The 18324-nt window shown below is 50.1% G+C and carries 17 protein-coding genes and 1 pseudogene; 9 read left to right on the top strand and 9 right to left on the bottom strand.

Translation table 11 applies throughout. The features are described from left to right. Positions 1 to 100: 100 nt before the first annotated feature. Together mhpT and C1P89_RS13925 are read left to right on the top strand one after the other, a co-directional pair. Entirely contained in the window at positions 101 to 1312 is a 1212-nt protein-coding gene (gene mhpT, locus C1P89_RS13930) for a 3-(3-hydroxy-phenyl)propionate transporter MhpT (RefSeq protein WP_000107624.1), read from the top strand. 101 nt (positions 1313 to 1413) lie between these two features. After that, complete coding sequence (locus C1P89_RS13925; protein WP_001096707.1) at positions 1414 to 1953, top strand: DUF2058 domain-containing protein; 540 nt, start codon at positions 1414 to 1416, stop codon at positions 1951 to 1953. A 225-nt stretch (positions 1954 to 2178) separates the two neighbouring features. Here C1P89_RS13925 and fghA read toward each other — a convergent pair whose 3' ends face one another. The 6 genes from fghA to C1P89_RS13895 all read right to left on the bottom strand — a co-directional run bounded on the left by fghA (position 2179) and on the right by C1P89_RS13895 (position 7243). Beyond that, positions 2179 to 3012 (bottom strand): S-formylglutathione hydrolase, encoded by an 834-nt coding sequence (gene fghA, locus C1P89_RS13920; protein ID WP_000419049.1) that lies wholly within the window; start codon positions 3010 to 3012, stop codon positions 2179 to 2181. Positions 3013 to 3104: 92 nt separating this feature from the next. Then, positions 3105 to 4214 (bottom strand): S-(hydroxymethyl)glutathione dehydrogenase, encoded by a 1110-nt coding sequence (gene frmA, locus C1P89_RS13915; RefSeq protein ID WP_000842102.1) that lies wholly within the window; start codon positions 4212 to 4214, stop codon positions 3105 to 3107. Between the two features lie 34 nt (positions 4215 to 4248). Further along, positions 4249 to 4524, bottom strand: coding sequence for a formaldehyde-responsive transcriptional repressor FrmR (gene frmR / locus C1P89_RS13910; RefSeq protein ID WP_001141271.1), 276 nt, complete (start codon positions 4522 to 4524; stop codon positions 4249 to 4251). A gap of 187 nt (positions 4525 to 4711) precedes the next feature. Beyond that, entirely contained in the window at positions 4712 to 5485 is a 774-nt protein-coding gene (locus C1P89_RS13905; protein WP_000596085.1) for a YaiO family outer membrane beta-barrel protein, read from the bottom strand. A 1-nt stretch (position 5486) separates the two neighbouring features. Continuing rightward, complete coding sequence (locus tag C1P89_RS13900) at positions 5487 to 6047, bottom strand: LbetaH domain-containing protein (protein WP_000919694.1); 561 nt, start codon at positions 6045 to 6047, stop codon at positions 5487 to 5489. Then, positions 6047 to 7243, bottom strand: coding sequence for a glycosyltransferase family 2 protein (locus C1P89_RS13895; RefSeq protein ID WP_005140990.1), 1197 nt, complete (start codon positions 7241 to 7243; stop codon positions 6047 to 6049). Before C1P89_RS13895 ends, C1P89_RS13900 begins: the two co-directional genes overlap by 1 nt. A gap of 24 nt (positions 7244 to 7267) precedes the next feature. Here C1P89_RS13895 and C1P89_RS26485 point away from each other — a divergent pair, with 24 nt between their 5' ends. After that, the gene (locus C1P89_RS26485; RefSeq protein WP_122995270.1) at positions 7268 to 7387 is read left to right on the top strand and encodes a hypothetical protein; all 120 of its coding nucleotides are present in this window, start codon (positions 7268 to 7270) and stop codon (positions 7385 to 7387) included. Between the two features lie 126 nt (positions 7388 to 7513). On the opposite strand, the pseudogene C1P89_RS26480 reads toward C1P89_RS26485, so the two are convergent. Further along, positions 7514 to 7924: pseudogene (locus tag C1P89_RS26480) on the bottom strand (PIG-L deacetylase family protein); the annotation flags it as partial. Between the two features lie 609 nt (positions 7925 to 8533). Between C1P89_RS26480 and tauA the strand changes: the two are divergent. The 4 genes from tauA to tauD are packed head-to-tail and all read left to right on the top strand — an operon-like array spanning position 8534 to position 11948. After that, the gene (tauA, locus tag C1P89_RS13885) at positions 8534 to 9496 is read left to right on the top strand and encodes a taurine ABC transporter substrate-binding protein (protein WP_001317652.1); all 963 of its coding nucleotides are present in this window, start codon (positions 8534 to 8536) and stop codon (positions 9494 to 9496) included. A gap of 12 nt (positions 9497 to 9508) precedes the next feature. Beyond that, positions 9509 to 10276, top strand: a complete 768-nt coding sequence (gene tauB, locus C1P89_RS13880) for a taurine ABC transporter ATP-binding subunit (RefSeq protein WP_000939375.1) — start codon at positions 9509 to 9511, stop codon at positions 10274 to 10276. Then, positions 10273 to 11100, top strand: a complete 828-nt coding sequence (gene tauC, locus C1P89_RS13875; RefSeq protein ID WP_000114609.1) for a taurine ABC transporter permease TauC — start codon at positions 10273 to 10275, stop codon at positions 11098 to 11100. Before tauB ends, tauC begins: the two co-directional genes overlap by 4 nt. Continuing rightward, positions 11097 to 11948, top strand: a complete 852-nt coding sequence (gene tauD, locus C1P89_RS13870; RefSeq protein WP_000004057.1) for a taurine dioxygenase — start codon at positions 11097 to 11099, stop codon at positions 11946 to 11948. Before tauC ends, tauD begins: the two co-directional genes overlap by 4 nt. Positions 11949 to 12053: 105 nt before the next feature. Here tauD and hemB read toward each other — a convergent pair whose 3' ends face one another. Further along, positions 12054 to 13028, bottom strand: coding sequence for a porphobilinogen synthase (gene hemB / locus C1P89_RS13865; RefSeq protein WP_001295337.1), 975 nt, complete (start codon positions 13026 to 13028; stop codon positions 12054 to 12056). A 524-nt stretch (positions 13029 to 13552) separates the two neighbouring features. On the opposite strand from hemB, the gene C1P89_RS13860 reads away from it, so the two are divergent. Both C1P89_RS13860 and iprA read left to right on the top strand, forming a co-directional pair. Further along, entirely contained in the window at positions 13553 to 16441 is a 2889-nt protein-coding gene (locus tag C1P89_RS13860; protein ID WP_000556497.1) for an autotransporter YaiT-related protein, read from the top strand. Positions 16442 to 16528: 87 nt separating this feature from the next. Further along, positions 16529 to 17152, top strand: a complete 624-nt coding sequence (gene iprA, locus C1P89_RS13855) for a hydrogen peroxide resistance inhibitor IprA (RefSeq protein ID WP_001295335.1) — start codon at positions 16529 to 16531, stop codon at positions 17150 to 17152. On the opposite strand, the gene ampH is transcribed toward iprA, so the two are convergent. Further along, positions 17153 to 18310, bottom strand: a complete 1158-nt coding sequence (ampH, locus tag C1P89_RS13850; protein WP_000830741.1) for a D-alanyl-D-alanine-carboxypeptidase/endopeptidase AmpH — start codon at positions 18308 to 18310, stop codon at positions 17153 to 17155. Positions 18311 to 18324: the final 14 nt, after the last annotated feature.

Genomic DNA, 18324 nt, shown 5'->3' with positions numbered 1-18324 from the left:
TCGCTACATTTCGCCCGTAGGCAGTCATTAAATAGTTCTGATTACGCGGCTGGCAATGTATCAGTCGCGATTCACCTGCACTCGCAATGAGGTTCATCTTATGTCGACTCGTACCCCTTCATCATCTTCATCCCGCCTGATGCTGACCATCGGGCTTTGTTTTTTGGTCGCTCTGATGGAAGGGCTGGATCTTCAGGCGGCTGGCATTGCGGCGGGTGGCATCGCCCAGGCTTTCGCACTCGATAAAATGCAAATGGGCTGGATATTTAGCGCCGGAATACTCGGTTTGCTACCCGGCGCGTTGGTTGGCGGGATGCTGGCAGACCGTTATGGTCGTAAGCGTATTTTGATTGGCTCAGTTGCGCTGTTTGGTTTGTTCTCACTGGCAACGGCGATTGCCTGGGATTTCCCCTCACTGGTCTTTGCGCGGCTGATGACCGGTGTCGGGCTGGGGGCGGCGTTGCCGAATCTTATCGCCCTGACATCTGAAGCCGCGGGTCCACGTTTTCGTGGGACGGCAGTGAGCCTGATGTATTGCGGTGTTCCCATTGGCGCGGCGCTGGCGGCGACACTGGGTTTCGCGGGGGCAAACTTAGCATGGCAAACGGTGTTTTGGGTAGGTGGTGTGGTGCCGTTGATTCTGGTGCCGCTATTAATGCGCTGGCTGCCGGAGTCAGCGGTTTTCGCTGGCGAAAAACAGGCTGCGCCACCACTGCGTGCCTTATTTGCGCCAGAAACGGCAACCGCGACGCTGCTGCTGTGGTTGTGTTATTTCTTCACTCTGCTGGTGGTTTATATGTTGATCAACTGGCTACCGCTACTTTTGGTGGAGCAAGGATTCCAGCCATCGCAGGCGGCAGGGGTGATGTTTGCCCTGCAAATGGGGGCGGCAAGCGGGACGTTAATGTTGGGCGCATTGATGGATAAGCTGCGTCCAGTAACCATGTCGCTACTGATTTATAGCGGCATGTTAGCTTCGCTGCTGGCGCTTGGAACGGTGTCGTCATTTAACGGTATGTTGCTGGCGGGATTTGTCGCGGGGTTGTTTGCGACAGGTGGGCAAAGCGTTTTGTATGCCCTGGCACCGTTGTTTTACAGTTCGCAGATCCGCGCAACAGGTGTGGGAACAGCCGTGGCGGTAGGGCGTCTGGGGGCTATGAGCGGTCCGTTACTGGCCGGGAAAATGCTGGCATTAGGCACTGGCACGGTCGGCGTAATGGCCGCTTCTGCACCGGGTATTCTTGTTGCTGGGTTGGCGGTGTTTATTTTGATGAGTCGGAGATCAAGAATGCAGCCGTGTGCCGATGCCTGACGCGCCTTATTAAGCAGGGGCGAAAGGGACTTGCCCCCAATACACCCACGGCGTTTACAGGTATACTCGCTAAAAATTATTCAGCGGGTTTGGAAACAAAAATGGCAAAACTTACCTTACAAGAGCAGTTGCTCAAAGCAGGATTAGTCACCAGCAAAAAAGCGGCGAAGGTCGAGAGAACGGCGAAAAAATCGCGCGTTCAGGCGCGTGAAGCTCGGGCTGCGGTAGAAGAAAATAAAAAGGCACAGCTTGAGCGTGATAAACAGCTTAGCGAACAGCAAAAACAAGCGGCGTTGGCGAAAGAATATAAAGCCCAGGTGAAGCAGCTCATTGAAATGAACCGAATCACCATTGCCAATGGCGATATTGGTTTTAACTTCACTGACGGCAATCTGATTAAGAAGATTTTTGTCGATAAGCTCACACAGGCGCAGTTGATTAATGGTCGTCTGGCGATTGCCCGCTTGTTGGTCGATAACAATAGCGAAGGTGAATACACCATTATTCCCGCCAGTGTTGCCGATAAAATTGCTCAGCGTGATGCCAGCAGTATTGTGTTGCACAGCGCGCTCAGTGCCGAAGAGCAGGATGAAGACGATCCGTATGCCGACTTCAAAGTGCCTGATGATTTGATGTGGTAAACATAGATAAGTCGTGCGCAGATGCCTGATGCGACGCTATGCGCGTCTTATCAGGCCTACGGTTTATGGGCGAAGTGTAGACCGGATAAGGCGTTCACGCCGCATCCGGCAGTCGTGCGCCATGCCTGATGCGACGCTTTGCGCGTCTTATCAGGCCTACGGTTTACGGGCGAAGTGTAGGCCGGATAAGGCGTTCACGCCGCATCCGGCAGTCGTGCACTATTATCAACGCATATTCAGTTTATTGGCGTGGTAGGCAATATGCTCGCCAATAAAACTGGAGACAAAATAATAGCTGTGGTCGTAACCCTCGTGATAACGGATTAACGTCTTGATATTCATCTCCTGGCAGATCTTTTCAAGATTTGGAGTCCGCAGCTGTTCCGCGTAAAAATCATCACTCAACCCCTGATCAACCATGATTTCCGCAACGCGTTGACCTTGTGAAATAAGACTCACCGGATCGTAATCCAACCAGGCATCTTTATTTTCACCAAGATATGCGGCAAAGGCTTGCTGTCCCCACGGTACTTGCGATGGGGAGACAATGGGCGAAAACGCCGAGACGCTGACATATTCATCTGGGTTACGTAACGCCAGCACCAGCGCGCCCAGCCCGCCCATAGAATGACCAGAGATAGACTTTCTGGTCGTTGCCGGAAAATGTTGCATCACTAAATCCGGCAGCTCGTTGCGGATATAGTCATACATTTTGTAATGTTCATTCCACGGCGCTTGCGTTGCGTTCAGGTAAAACCCGGCACCTTGCCCGAGATCGTAACGGTCGGCATCTGCGACATGACTGCCTCGCGGACTGGTGTCCGGCGCAACAACAATAATGTTGTGCTCAGCCGCGTAACGCTGCATCCCCGATTTAGTAATGAAATTCTGCTCGTTGCAGGTCAGGCCTGAAAGCCAGTACAGCACCGGCAATTTTTCATTCGCGGCTTTTGGTGGGAGATAGACGCCGACATTCATTTCACATTTCAGTGATTGGGAATAATGCCGATACACATTTTGCCAGCCGCCAAAGCTGGCATGTTTTTCAATGAGTTCCATCAGTCATTATCTCACGGTTAATCCCCCGGACGGCTGCCCGGGGAGAGTATTAAGAACCCCGTCTGAAGTGGACGGGGTATACCTGCGGGAAATCAGTAACGAATTACGGTTCGAATGGATTTGCCTTCATGCATCAGGTCGAAGGCGTCATTAATTTCATCAAGGCTCATGGTATGCGTGACAAACGGTTCCAGATCGATATCACCTTTCATCGCATCTTCAACCATACCCGGTAACTGGGAACGACCTTTCACGCCGCCAAACGCGGAACCTTTCCATACGCGACCAGTGACCAACTGGAATGGACGGGTGGAGATTTCCTGACCAGAACCTGCCACCCCGATGATCACCGACTGACCCCAGCCGCGGTGCGCACTTTCCAGCGCCGCACGCATCACGTTGACGTTACCGATGCATTCAAAGGTATGGTCGATACCCCATTTGTTGATATCCAGCAGGACATCTTTAATCGGTTTGTCGTAGTCATTCGGGTTAATGCAGTCGGTAGCACCGAAGCGACGCGCCAGATCGAATTTCTTCGGGTTGGTATCGATAGCGATAATCCGTCCCGCTTTCGCCTGACGCGCGCCCTGAACCACTGCCAGACCAATCGCGCCAAGACCAAACACGGCAACAGAATCACCTGGCTGGACTTTAGCTGTGTTGTGCACCGCGCCAATACCGGTGGTCACGCCACAGCCCAGCAGGCAGACGTGTTCATGGTTTGCTTCTGGATTAATTTTGGCCAGAGACACTTCCGCGACCACGGTGTATTCACTGAATGTAGAGCACCCCATGTAGTGATAAAGCGGCTGCCCGTTGTAAGAAAAACGGGTGGTGCCGTCTGGCATCAAGCCTTTACCCTGGGTTTCGCGAACCGCAACACAGAGGTTAGTTTTGCCAGAACGACAGAACTCACACTCGCCGCACTCCGCGGTGTAAAGCGGGATCACATGGTCGCCAGGTTTGACGCTGGTTACGCCTTCACCGACTTCAACCACAACGCCGGCCCCTTCGTGACCGAGAACCACCGGGAATACACCTTCCGGGTCATCCCCGGAGAGGGTAAATGCGTCGGTATGGCAAACGCCGGTATGGGTGACTTTAATCAGCACTTCACCTTTTTTCGGTGGTGCAACGTCAATTTCAACGATTTCCAGCGGTTTACCGGGAGCAAATGCAACGGCAGCACGTGATTTCATCTCTCGCTCTTCCTCAATATGGTAATAGATTCAGCTATTTAAGATAGGCTCGAACCAGTTCAATAGTGTCGTCAACGGATTGGCTGACTTCGCGGCTGTAGCAGTCATTTCGGTCAAACGTTTCCCGGATATGGCTTTCAAGCACTTCTGCCATCAGCCCGTTAGCCGCGCCCCGAACGGCAGCGATCTGTTGGAGTATGGCACGGCATTCGGCATCACCCTCCAGCGACCGTTCCAGAGCATCAATCTGCCCCCGAATACGACGAACTCGAGTAAGGACCTTTTTCTTCTCTTCCGGAGTACTGGGCATTTCGCACCTCATCATCTGCACGCAATATACTATAGGGAGGTATGCTATATGTCAATGCATACCTCCCTATAGTATATAACGCTGGAGAATAAAATTTATCCGGTGAATGTGGTCGGAAAACAACGAGGAAAGGGAGTGGGGCTAATCGGCAGGGAAGGCCGCCCCGGATAGCGGGCGGCAGAAGCAATCAGAATTTCCAGGTCAGATGGGCTGCAAGTTGCAGACCGTTATAATCATCGGTTGGGGTGTCGTACCACACTTTACCTGCCGTCAGCCCGAGATTAAGTTGCTCAGTCAGCGGTTGAATACGTTGCAAACTGACGCTCTTCATGCTGCCGTAGCGTGTTTCTGGCGTCCAGTCATAGGTGTAAGCGCCTGTTCCGCGGCTTAGCCATAGTTGCGTATAACCAGTGCCGCGCGGGTCATTCAGACGCACGGAAATCATATTGCTATAACTACCACCTGCATCGCTGGAGTCATAATGGGTATAGCGGTAGCTGGTGATCACCGGGCCAGTATAGAGTGATACGCCGCCTTGCCAGGCATCGACTTCGACATCATCGTAATATTTAGTGTAGCGATAACCGGTCGTGAAAAGCGTTTTTGGCAACAGGGCCAGGTTAATATCCTGACGAAAATCCTGGCGGGCAAAGACCGGCGTATTATCCGCAAAGGCAATACCCGTTCGGGTTGTCAGCCAGTTATTCCATTTATACCAGACCGCACCCTGACCGCGAGTGGCATTGAAATGTTCAGTTTCATAATCACGACGCCCCTGGGAAAGATTAAAAAGCAGCGTTGCGTTTTCAACTTTCGCCACCAGTTCAGCATACGCTAAATTACGGTTGCCATGATCGCCAGAATAATCGGTAAAATCGTAGCCCGCGGTAATGGAAGTTAACCCGGCATAAGCGGGCAATGCGCTAAAAATGGCCGCCGCTAATAACGTCCGTTTTATCATTTTAATCTCCTGTACGGATAAGTTCTTGTCGGAGTGAATAAGTTCCGGTAGGTAAATTACGTTCTACAATCACGCGCGGGCCAAGTTGCGTGTTCGGGGAAATAATTCGCCCAGGCAAAATAATAACTTGTACGCCAAGGCGTGAACGCTGCCCGATATAACAACCTAATTTATCGCATCCGGTAGCGATAATTCCCTCTGGAGTTCGAACAGACACAGGCTGTTCATCCAGACGATGATTACTGGTACGTACTTGTGCGCCCAAATATGCCTGGTTTGCAACTACCGAGTCGGCAATATAACATTGCGGACCAATCGTTGCTTCCGCTTCAATAACCGCATTTTTAATTTCGGTGGCAAAACCAATTTTTACACCATTGCTGATTATTGTGCCAGGACGAATAAACGCATAATTACCTATCAGGCAGTTTGCGCCAATCACTACCGGACCCTGAATAACGGCACCATGACAAATACGGGTATTCGCGCCGATAACAACTTCACCTGCAGTTTCATCAATAATTACCTGGTCTGCAATCTGAATAATTTTTCTCTTTAACATTAAGCTTCAGATAGTTTTTCAGTTCCTGTGACAGAAGGTTGGGAATAAGCGGTTGACGCTTCCACCAGTGCGGAATAGCGGGTGGGTTTGTCGCGCTGAGGTTCGCGTCCAGTAAAAAAGGCAATAAGTCCATAGATAATCCAGATGGCATAAGCTAATAATACATACACAACGGAAAGCGGCGCTAAAGGCACCAACAACCAGCAACGATGAAACCAGGCGCTAAAAGCACCAATAACACAAACTACGCCGATCCAGATAAGCGGAAACATTGCCAACACCACACCATGCGGCCCGGTGGTGATGAATTCATTAAACCAGGTAGTGAGATAAATCCCAACGCCATAAATCACAACCAACAGCATAGGAAATATACTGAAGATACCGAAGCGGCTAAATAAAAGCCTTTTATGCAGGCGCATACAGACCGCGTAGCCCACAATCCAACGCCGCCAGCGACGCCACTCCTCACGCGGACTGTTGCATTCCTGTGGGTATACGATGCAGCGATTCGCCTGCCGAATACGGTAGCCGTTTGCCACTAATGTCCAGGTGAGATCAAGGTCTTCGACTTTAGTACGATCCGAGAAACCGAACTTACGCAATACATCAGTACGGAACATTCCGCAGGCACCGCTGATAATAAACGGTGCGCCGCCCAGGAGCTGCTGTAGCGTGCGCTTCATAACAATCATCGGCAACTTTACGGTCGCGCGGATGTGCGGTAACAGCCCCGCGCCTTTCAACGCAGTAGAGGGAATGCCGCCTACGGCATCAGCACCGCGCTTAATTTCTGCCAGCATATAGCCCATTCCGTCTTGATCGGGCGGAACATAGGTGTCGGCATCACTTAAAAAAACCTGGTCGCAGGTGGCATAATTGAGGCCATTCATCAGCGCACCACCTTTACCGGTATTTTTTTGCGTGACGGCAACAAAGCGGTCGCCCCATTTGCGTTTGACTTCCGCCATGACCGCTTCGGTATTGTCCGTGGAGCCGTCGTTAACGCAAATTACCCGGCAAAAATAAGGGTTACGCAGTAGATTATCCAGTGACTGCGCCAGACACGGGCCTTCGTTATACGCAGGTATAATGGCGTCAATACAGCCTTTCTTTTGACTGGGTTTACGTCTTAGCGTACTTAAAAACCATAGCAACATTGCTATGGACATACAGATAAATATCCAGGTTTTCATGCAATTTGCTCAAAGAATCATTTTATGAATTACAAAGCCTTCACCCAGATCGCTATTGACCTGTTGCCCGCGAAATTGTGCAACTGCACGCAGGCGATCATGACGCATATAATCACGTCGTTCCTGGCTTTTATGTTTTTTTAATGCAGCAAGTTTGACTGTGAAATATTCTTCTTTAACGGATTCAAAAACCTGAGGCATAAATGAAAGCCAGGTACTTGGGGTTTCGTAGCCGAGAATTTGTGGAATAGTGCGGCAGGCAACCATTGAAGCTTGATAAACAGCGAGATGATCCTGATGGCGGTCGGCATCATGCATGGTATATACCCGCATGATTTCAACATCAGAAGGAATTTGATTTTTAATGATGTCTTCCAGGGCGGAAATCATATCATTGAGCTGTAAATGAGCGCGGGTGTCAGCAAAATTAAGATGAATAGTTTGGTGGCACCCTAATATCTTTAGGGCGTTGCGCGATTCTTCATGGCGATCGATTATTCCATCTGTACCAGAGTTGCCGGTAGTCATCACCACTGCTGCGATATAAATTCCTTTTTGCGCAAGACGAGCAAGCGATGCGCCACAGCCTAATTCTATATCGTCAGGATGTGCGCCAATAGCAAGGATACCCTTTCTTTTATTTGCCGAAGAAAGGAGGGCTGAATCTAAAACCTTATCCACTTAATGACACTCCATTTTATTTATTATACTACAAGCACAACGATGCACTCAGAGACGTAATCTCTGGCGCAGCCAGATGTTAATTTATAAATGTTAAATGTTGCTAATAACTGAAAAGCAAGGGCTTTCAGACCCGGAGGTTCGACTGGGTAATGTTTTTATGCAATTCATATGTTAAGTGTTTGTATGTTTGGTATGTATAGTTATTTTGTTTTATACATTGTATTTAGATGTGATTTAGTTTGTCAATTAATTGCATTTAAAAAATATGTTCTGTGAACAAGTATTGTTTATATACATTATGTGAATGTAATATGCGAGTGATTGAGAATGATACAGTGATATATACAATGCGAATATAATAGTTTTATTATATGTATTGATAGAAACAATGAAGTAATAAATCTCGTAATGTGGTTGTTTATGCATCACTAAAATGAAGTGTAGTAATTTTCCCAATTGTTAGAACGGAGTAATTGCATATTTAATCTTTCCTTTGCCGTTTTTTTGCTAAGAATAAAATCATCTGTGCGATAACGACTAATTCTTTTAATGAATGTTTTTATTCCTGAATACTGCTCCCATAACAAGACAGGGGAGCAGACAATCATGGCAATTTCATCGCGTAACACACTTCTTGCCGCACTGGCATTCATCGCTTTTCAGGCACAGGCGGTGAACGTCACCGTGGCGTATCAAACCTCAGCCGAACCGGCGAAAGTGGCTCAGGCCGACAACACCTTTGCTAAAGAGAGCGGGGCGAGCGTGGACTGGCGTAAGTTTGACAGCGGAGCCAGCATCGTGCGGGCGCTGGCTTCTGGCGACGTGCAAATCGGCAACCTCGGTTCCAGCCCATTAGCGGTTGCAGCCAGCCAACAGGTGCCGATTGAAGTCTTCTTGCTGGCGTCAAAACTGGGTAACTCCGAAGCGCTGGTGGTAAAGAAAACTATCAGCAAACCCGAAGATTTGATTGGCAAACGCATTGCCGTACCGTTTATCTCCACCACCCACTACAGCCTGCTGGCGGCGCTGAAACACTGGGGGATTAAACCAGGGCAAGTGGAGATTGTGAACCTGCAGCCGCCCGCGATTATCGCCGCATGGCAGCGGGGTGATATTGATGGTGCTTATGTCTGGGCACCGGCGGTTAACGCCCTGGAAAAAGACGGCAAGGTGTTGACCGATTCTGAACAGGTCGGGCAGTGGGGTGCGCCAACGCTGGACGTCTGGGTGGTGCGCAAAGATTTTGCCGAGAAACATCCTGAGGTCGTGAAAGCGTTCGCTAAAAGCGCCATCGATGCTCAGCAACCGTACATTGCTAACCCAGACGCGTGGCTGAAACAGCCGGAAAACATCAGCAAACTGGCGCGTTTAAGCGGCGTGCCGGAAGGTGACGTTCCGGGGCTGGTGAAGGGGAATACCTATCTGACGCCGCAGCAACAAACGGCAGAACTGACCGGACCGGTGAACAAAGCAATCATCGACACCGCGCAGTTTTTGAAAGAGCAGGGCAAGGTCCCGGCTGTAGCGAATGATTACAGCCAGTACGTTACCTCGCGCTTCGTGCAATAAAAGGAGGCGCAGATGCTGCAAATCTCTCATCTCTATGCCGATTATGGCGGCAAACCGGCACTGGAAGATATCAACCTGACGCTGGAAAGCGGCGAGCTACTGGTGGTGCTGGGGCCGTCCGGCTGCGGTAAAACCACCCTGCTGAATCTGATTGCCGGTTTTGTGCCTTATCAGCATGGCAGCATTCAACTGGCGGGTAAGCGTATTGAGGGACCGGGAGCAGAGCGCGGGGTGGTTTTTCAGAATGAAGGGCTACTACCGTGGCGCAATGTACAGGACAACGTGGCGTTCGGCCTGCAATTGGCAGGTATAGAGAAAATGCAGCGACTGGAAATCGCGCACCAGATGCTGAAAAAAGTGGGGCTGGAAGGCGCAGAAAAACGCTATATCTGGCAGCTTTCCGGTGGTCAACGTCAGCGGGTGGGGATTGCCCGCGCGCTGGCGGCGAATCCCCAGCTGTTATTACTCGACGAACCGTTTGGTGCGCTGGACGCCTTCACCCGCGACCAGATGCAAACTCTGCTGCTGAAACTCTGGCAGGAGACGGGCAAGCAGGTGCTGTTGATTACCCACGATATAGAAGAAGCGGTGTTTATGGCGACTGAACTGGTTCTGCTTTCATCCGGCCCTGGCCGTGTGCTGGAGCGGCTGCCGCTCAACTTTGCTCGCCGCTTTGTTGCGGGAGAGTCGAGCCGCAGCATCAAGTCCGATCCACAATTCATCGCCATGCGCGAATATGTTTTAAGCCGCGTATTTGAGCAACGGGAGGCGTTCTCATGAGTGTGCTCATTAATGAAAAACTGCATTCGCGGCGGCTGAAATGGCGCTGGCCGCTCTCGCGTCAGGTGACCTTAAGCATTGGCACGTTAGCGGTTTTACTCACTGTATGGTGGACGGTGGCGGCGCTGCAACTGATTAGCCCGCTGTTTTTGCCGCCGCCGCAACAAGTACTGGCAAAACTGCTCACCATTGCCGGACCGCAGGGATTTATGGACGCCACGCTGTGGCAGCATCTGGCAGCCAGCCTGACGCGCATTGTGCTGGCGCTACTCGCGGCGGTGGTGATCGGTATTCCGGTCGGGATCGCCATGGGGCTAAGCCCGACGGTGCGCGGCATTCTGGATCCGGTAATCGAACTTTATCGTCCGGTGCCGCCGCTGGCTTATTTGCCGCTGATGGTGATCTGGTTTGGTATTGGTGAAACCTCGAAGATCTTATTGATCTATTTAGCGATTTTTGCACCGGTGGCGATGTCGGTGCTGGCGGGGGTGAAAAGCGCGCAGCAGGTTCGCATTCGTGCCGCCCAGTCGCTGGGTGCCAGCCGTGCGCAGGTGCTGTGGTTTGTCATTTTGCCCGGCGCGCTGCCGGAAATCCTCACCGGATTACGCATTGGTCTGGGTGTGGGCTGGTCTACGCTGGTAGCGGCGGAGCTGATTGCCGCGACACGCGGTTTAGGATTTATGGTTCAGTCAGCGGGTGAATTTCTCGCGACTGACGTGGTACTGGCGGGGATCGCGGTGATTGCGATTATCGCCTTTCTTTTAGAACTGGGTCTGCGCGCGTTACAGCGCCGTCTGACGCCCTGGCATGGAGAAGTACAATGAGTGAACGTCTGAGTATTACCCCGCTGGGGCCGTATATCGGCGCACAAATTTCGGGTGCCGACCTGACGCGCCCGTTAAGCGATAATCAGTTTGAACAGCTTTACCATGCGGTGCTGCGCTATCAGGTGGTATTTCTGCGCGATCAAGCTATTACGCCGCAGCAGCAACGCGCGCTGGCCCAGCGTTTTGGCGAACTGCATATTCACCCTGTTTACCCTCATGCCGAAGGGGTTGACGAGATCATCGTGCTGGATACCCATAACGATAATCCGCCGGATAACGACAACTGGCATACCGATGTGACATTTATTGAAACGCCACCCGCAGGGGCGATTCTGGCAGCTAAAGAGTTACCTTCGACCGGCGGTGATACGCTCTGGACCAGCGGTATTGCGGCCTATGAGGCGCTCTCTGTTCCCTTCCGCCAGCTGCTGAGCGGGCTGCGTGCGGAGCATGATTTCCGTAAATCGTTCCCGGAATACAAATACCGCAAAACCGAGGAGGAACATCAACGCTGGCGCGAGGCGGTCGCGAAAAATCCTCCGTTGCTACATCCGGTGGTGCGAACGCATCCGGTGAGCGGTAAACAGGCGCTGTTTGTGAATGAAGGCTTTACTACGCGAATTGTCGATGTCAGCGAGAAAGAGAGCGAAGCCTTGTTAGGCTTTTTATTCGCCCATATCACTAAACCGGAGTTTCAGGTGCGTTGGCGCTGGCAACCGAATGATATTGCGATTTGGGATAACCGCGTGACTCAGCACTATGCCAATGCCGATTACCTGCCACAGCGGCGGATTATGCATCGGGCGACGATCCTTGGGGATAAACCGTTTTATCGGGCGGGGTGATACGAGTGCGGACGGTTCCCTCGCCCCCTTGGGGAGAGGGTTAGGGTGAGGGGGCGTTCACCGTACTTTCAACAGGTTAACTCCCCCTTTCTGAGAGGAAAAAAATTAACGCAGAATCTTCTTCTCAGCCAAATCCAGCGCAAAGTAGCTGAAAATCAGATCCGCACCCGCACGCTTAATTGAACCTAAGCTTTCGAGCACGACTTTCTCTTCATCTATAGCACCCGCCAGCGCGGCGAACTTAATCATCGCGTACTCACCGCTCACCTGATACGCGCCAATCGGCAATTCAGTACGTTCACGCAGCTCACGCACGATGTCGAGGTACGCTCCAGCAGGTTTAACCATCAGGCAGTCTGCGCCCTGGGCTTCATCCAGCAGTGATTCACGAATCGCCTCGCGACGGTTCATTGGGTTCATCTGATAGCTTTTGCGGTCGCCTTTTAATGCGCTTCCGGCAGCTTCACGGAACGGGCCATAAAAGGAAGAGGCGAACTTGGTCGAATACGACATAATCGCCGTATCTTTAAAGCCTGCAGCGTCCAGCGCCTGACGAATCGCCTGTACCTGGCCGTCCATCGCGGCGGAAGGGGCGATGAAGTCTGCGCCTGCAGCAGCTGCAACCACGGCTTGCTTGCCTAAATTTTCCAGAGTCGCGTCGTTGTCGACGCCATGCTCGCACAGCACACCGCAGTGACCGTGAGAAGTGTATTCACAGAAACAAGTGTCTGACATGACGATCATTTCTGGCACAGTCTGCTTGCAGATGCGCGACATACGCGCCACCAGTCCATCTTCCCGCCAGGCGTCGCTGCCGGTTTCATCGGTATGGTGAGAGATGCCAAAAGTCATTACGGAACGGATACCGGCGTTGGCGATGCGTTCAATTTCGCGTGCCAGATGTTTCTCTGGAATGCGCATCACGCCTGGCATGGCTTCAACGGCTTTGTAGTCGTCAATTTCTTCTTCAACAAAGATCGGCAACACCAGGTCGTTAAGGCTAAGTGTTGTCTCTTCAAACATAGCGCGCAGCGCAGGAGATTTGCGTAGGCGACGAGGGCGTTGGATTAAGTCTGTCATGGTCTGCCTGATGTTTGTGGAATTAAGGTGCACAGTATACCTGAAGCGGGGCAGGAGTGTTTTACGAAAGTTGTCGCGATGTTGACAAGAAGAGAATGAAAGAGAGACCAGGACATCTTTGTAATAGAAATAGCAATAATTTCATATTCACTGAAAATATTTTTAATCTTTATTTATAGCTCTTGGTTATTATTTTTTTGGCGTTTGGTTGTGCTGCTATAAATTGAATAATTCAAACTTTGTTGTATATTGATAAGATATTTATCTGGTTTGTGTTTTTGATATTTATAACGCGTATGTATCAAAAATAACATTATCTGCAACATGTTGAAATATCGTCCTTTTATCAATTTGATGCGTGTTTTTCTCCATAAATTATATATGTCCACATTCGGACTTAGGGGAAAGAATAATTGAACCATTCGTCTGTAACGCAGCATAATCGTTAGCGCGAAACATAATATGTTTTCTATGCATTGATAATTGATGGATCAACTTATTACGTCCCTGAGGAGGGATGACAAATGCACTCCTGGAAAAAGAAACTTGTAGTATCACAATTAGCATTGGCTTGCACTCTGGCTATCACCTCTCAGGCTAATGCAGCTACTTATAACACCTTCGGGTATCACGATGACGCAGCCACCATCTACAATTGGGGTGACAGCACTAAAATTGATCACGATTATCTGACTTACGGTGGTTATGTATATGACCACGCAGCTGATGGTTACTTTGATACCACTTTCAGCGGCGACACTGTAAATGGTGTAATTTCTACTTATTATCTGAACCACGATTATGGCACAGATACCGGTAATACACTGAACATCTCCAACTCAATTGTTCATGGTATGGTTACATCTTACCAGGTTGGTTATGGCGACTACGTCTGGACCAACGGTAGCGATTATACTGGCCACGACTGGGTTGATGGCGACATCTTCACTCTGAACATCGCTAATTCTACTATTGACGATGATTTTGACGCCTTCTACTTCACCGATACTTATCTGGATGCAGACGGTAAAACATCTAAGACAGATTATGATCGTTTGGTAACCGCTGGTCTTGGTACCGCTGTGACTCTGGATGTTGAAAGTAACATCAACATCAGCAACAACTCCCATGTTGCAGGTATTACTTTGGTTCAACACGACCTCGGTAATGCGACCTACAATACCGAAGGTCATCAGTGGGACAACAACATCGTTGTTAATGACTCTACTGTAACTTCTGGTTCATGGACTGAAGACGAACAATCAGATCGTGGTCATTTCGGCAATTCTGTTGAACCAAGTGACTACGGCAATGGCGCATCTCCTGCTGATGATGTTGCGTTAGCCTTCATCGATGATGACACTTCTGATTATCGTATGGTCAACAACGTTACGTTCAACAACTCTCAGTTGCTTGGTGACGTTGTATTTGACAGTACCTGGAACGCTAACTTTGACGCGACGGGTCACCTGATTGACAACTCTACCACTGCTTACACTCATGGCGGTTGGGCAACTGACGATCAGAACGTCGATCACCTGAACCTGACTCTGAACAACACCAAATGGGTTGGTTCAGCGAATATTGATTATGACGTTGTTGTTGCTGACGAAGCCTTCTACGACGTTGCACCAAACAGCCTGAACCCGTACGCTTCTTACTCTGAAGATGGCTGGAATCGTGTTGATAACGCTAACGCATTCCAGAGCGGCGTATTCGATGTTGTTCTGAACAACGGTTCTGATTGGGAAACCACGAAAACTTCCCTGATCGATACCCTGGCGATCAACAGCGGTTCTCAGGTTAACGTGAGTGCAGATTCTTCTCTGACTTCTGACACCATCACTCTGAACGGTGGTTCTTCAATGGAAGTTAACGGTGAAGTTAACACCGATCACCTGACCATTGATACCTTCTCAACCGTTAACTTCGGTGAAGATACTGCTTCAGCTTGGGCATATGCACCGCTGTATGCCAATACCATTACCGTTACTAACGGTGGTGTGCTGGATGTAAACACCAACATGAATGACATCTCCAGCGTATTTGCAACTGATACTCTGGAACTGACCAGTGGCAACGTTAAAGATAACAACGGTAATGTTTACGCAGGTGTGTTTGACATTCATAGTAATGATTACATCCTGAATGCAGACCTCGTCAACGATCGTACCAACGACACCAGCAAAGCTAACTACGGTTATGGTGTTATTGCGATGAACTCTGATGGTCACTTGACCGTTAATGGTAACAACGACATTAACAATGGCGACGAAGTTGACAACAGCTCTGCAGACAACGTTGTAGCTGCAACCGGTAACTACAAAGTTCGTATCGACAACTCCACTGGCGCTGGTGCGATTGCTGATTACGCAGGTAAGCAGCTCATCTATATCGATGATACCAAAACCAACGCGACCTTCTCTGCTGCTAACAAAGCTGACCTGGGTGCATACACCTATCAGGCTGAACAGCGCGGTAACACCGTTGTTCTGCAACAGATGGAGCTGACCGACTACGCTAACATGGCGCTGAGCATCCCGTCTGCGAACACCAATATCTGGAACCTGGAACAAGACACCGTTGGTACTCGTCTGACCAACTCTCGTCATGGCCTGGCTGATAACGGCGGCGCATGGGTAAGCTACTTCGGTGGTAACTTCAACGGCGACAACGGCACCATCAACTATGATCAGGATGTTAACGGCATCATGGTCGGTGTTGATACCAAAGTTGACGGTAACAACGCTAAGTGGATCGTCGGTGCGGCTGCAGGCTTCGCTAAAGGTGACATGAATGACCGTTCTGGTCAGGTAGATCAAGACAGCCAGACTGCCTACATCTACTCTTCTGCTCACTTCGCGAACAACGTCTTTGTTGATGGTAGCTTGAGCTACTCTCACTTCAACAACGACCTGTCTGCAACCATGAGCAACGGTACTTACGTTGACGGTAGCACCAACTCCGACGCTTGGGGCTTCGGCTTGAAAGCCGGTTACGACTTCAAACTGGGTGATGCTGGTTACGTGACTCCTTACGGCAGCGTTTCTGGTCTGTTCCAGTCTGGTGATGACTACCAGCTGAGCAACGACATGAAAGTTGACGGTCAGTCTTACGACAGCATGCGTTATGAACTGGGTGTAGATGCAGGTTATACCTTCACCTACAGCGAAGATCAGGCTCTGACTCCGTACTTCAAACTGGCTTACGTCTACGACGACTCTAACAACGATAACGATGTGAACGGTGATTCCATCGATAACGGTACTGAAGGGTCTGCGGTACGTGTTGGTCTGGGTACTCAGTTCAGCTTCACCAAGAACTTCAGCGCCTATACCGATGCTAACTACCTCGGTGGTGGTGACGTAGATCAAGACTGGTCCGCGAACGTGGGTGTTAAATATACCTGGTAATATTCTTCACTCCGAAGAAATACTGGTAATTTAATCTAAATAATGCCCGTCAAGGATTTGACGGGCATTACTGCAAAGGACGCGCAAATGTTATCTGTAGTTAAACCTCTTCAGGAATTTGGTAAGCTCGATAAATGTTTGTCCAGATACGGTACGCGCTTCGAGTTTAATAATGAAAAGCAAGTTATATTTTCCAGTGATGTCAATAACGAAGATACTTTCGTTATTTTAGAGGGAGTTATCTCTCTGCGTAGAGAAGAAAACGTACTTATCGGTATTACCCAGGCCCCTTATATTATGGGGCTGGCTGATGGTTTAATGAAAAACGATATACCATACAAATTAATATCAGAAGGAAATTGTACGGGATATCATCTACCAGCCAAACAAACCATTACGCTTATTGAACAAAATCAACTCTGGCGAGACGCTTTTTACTGGTTAGCCTGGCAAAATAGAATTCTGGAATTACGCGACGTGCAGCTCATTGGGCATAATTCCTACGAACAAATCCGCGCAACATTATTATCAATGATTGACTGGAATGAAGAATTGCGATCACGTATTGGTGTGATGAATTATATCCATCAACGTACACGCATATCGCGTTCTGTCGTCGCAGAAGTTCTCGCTGCTTTGCGTAAAGGCGGCTATATCGAAATGAATAAAGGCAAACTGGTCGCTATCAACCGTTTGCCTTCAGAGTATTAATCAGGATGCGGGGATAACCAACGGTTTATTCCCGCTTAGCTCGGTCACCAGATCATTGATGCCATCGCTCATATTTTTAAAGCGCGTCAACGGCGAACGAGTGACCACCACAAACGCGCCAATATTCTTCTGCGGGATCATCGCCATATAGGTAATGAAACCGCCACCACCGCCTGTCTTCTGAATAATCCCCGGACGACCCTCTTTCGGGGCCATATATACCCAGCCTAAACCAAGCGCATCCGCTTTGCCGGGGACATCCATGCCAATCACTTTCGTAAACTGCGCGCGCTGATAAATCAACGTCTGCATGCGATCTGCCTGGTTACTGCGCTGATAAAAATCAGATGACAAATACTGCTGCATCCAGCGCATCATATCGCCAGGCGTGGAATAGACGCCGCCGCTGCCAATTGCCGCCAGCGTGTTATTGCACGGACTGGCACCGCGCTCAGCAACCATTAAACGGCGGCACTGATCCGGTGAGGGGGTGTAGGTGGTGTCTTTCATCCCCAATGGACGGGTAATCTGCTCTTCAAACAACTGGGTATAAGGCTTGCCGGACGCATTCGCCAGTGCATCTGCCAGCAGGTCGAACGCAAGGTTAGAGTACGCCGCCTGACTGCCTGGCGCGGCTTTCAGCTTCGCCGTAGAAAGGTATTTCCAGCGTTGCTCGCGCGTTGGCCAGACAAACACCGGACGATGTGCCGCGCCACCGGGCTGTTCACGGGGCAGGGCGCTGGTATGGGTTGCCAGATTCACTAGGGTAATGGGCGTCCCATTGTAGGTCGGCACGCGTGCGCCTGGCGGAGCATATTTACTTAGCGGATCGTTTAACTTTACGGTCCCCTGGTCGAGCAATTTCACCAGCATTTCACTGGTCATTAGTTTGGTGAGGGAAGCAATACGCACGACCGAATCCAGCTGCGGGCGAACGTTATTACCAGGTCGCGTTTCGCCATAACTACGAAAGACGCGCTGGTTACCGTCGATAACAACCAGCGCCATCCCCGTTGCACCGCTGCCGTAAAAAATATGATCGGCATAACGATCGACAATATCAGAGGCAAACTCCGGTTCAGTGATCGGCTGCGCCGCATGGACGGAGGTCAATGACGCCGCACACAGCACGGCAGAAAAAAGCAGACTACGTTTCAACGGTGGTGTCCATA

The organism is Shigella sonnei, from assembly GCF_002950395.1.
In the GTDB taxonomy this organism is placed as follows: domain Bacteria; phylum Pseudomonadota; class Gammaproteobacteria; order Enterobacterales; family Enterobacteriaceae; genus ECMA0423.
The sequence above is the reverse complement of the archived record's forward strand: the minus strand, read 5'-3'. Positions and strand labels throughout refer to the sequence as shown.

Bases quoted from the DNA above. Each gene is read 5' to 3' on its own strand.
- C1P89_RS26485 (WP_122995270.1), top strand. From the start codon at position 7,268: ATGAATTACAAAGCCTTCACCCAGATCGCTATTGACCTGTTGCCCGCG.
- tauD (WP_000004057.1), top strand. From the start codon at position 11,097: ATGAGTGAACGTCTGAGTATTACCCCGCTGGGGCCGTATATCGGCGCA.
- frmA (WP_000842102.1), bottom strand. From the start codon at position 4,214: ATGAAATCACGTGCTGCCGTTGCATTTGCTCCCGGTAAACCGCTGGAA.
- fghA (WP_000419049.1), bottom strand. From the start codon at position 3,012: ATGGAACTCATTGAAAAACATGCCAGCTTTGGCGGCTGGCAAAATGTG.
- tauC (WP_000114609.1), top strand. From the start codon at position 10,273: ATGAGTGTGCTCATTAATGAAAAACTGCATTCGCGGCGGCTGAAATGG.
- C1P89_RS13900 (WP_000919694.1), bottom strand. From the start codon at position 6,047: ATGTTAAAGAGAAAAATTATTCAGATTGCAGACCAGGTAATTATTGAT.
- hemB (WP_001295337.1), bottom strand. From the start codon at position 13,028: ATGACAGACTTAATCCAACGCCCTCGTCGCCTACGCAAATCTCCTGCG.
- C1P89_RS13860 (WP_000556497.1), top strand. From the start codon at position 13,553: ATGCACTCCTGGAAAAAGAAACTTGTAGTATCACAATTAGCATTGGCT.
- frmR (WP_001141271.1), bottom strand. From the start codon at position 4,524: ATGCCCAGTACTCCGGAAGAGAAGAAAAAGGTCCTTACTCGAGTTCGT.
- tauA (WP_001317652.1), top strand. From the start codon at position 8,534: ATGGCAATTTCATCGCGTAACACACTTCTTGCCGCACTGGCATTCATC.
- C1P89_RS13925 (WP_001096707.1), top strand. From the start codon at position 1,414: ATGGCAAAACTTACCTTACAAGAGCAGTTGCTCAAAGCAGGATTAGTC.
- tauB (WP_000939375.1), top strand. From the start codon at position 9,509: ATGCTGCAAATCTCTCATCTCTATGCCGATTATGGCGGCAAACCGGCA.
- C1P89_RS13905 (WP_000596085.1), bottom strand. From the start codon at position 5,485: ATGATAAAACGGACGTTATTAGCGGCGGCCATTTTTAGCGCATTGCCC.
- mhpT (WP_000107624.1), top strand. From the start codon at position 101: ATGTCGACTCGTACCCCTTCATCATCTTCATCCCGCCTGATGCTGACC.
- C1P89_RS13895 (WP_005140990.1), bottom strand. From the start codon at position 7,243: ATGAAAACCTGGATATTTATCTGTATGTCCATAGCAATGTTGCTATGG.
- iprA (WP_001295335.1), top strand. From the start codon at position 16,529: ATGTTATCTGTAGTTAAACCTCTTCAGGAATTTGGTAAGCTCGATAAA.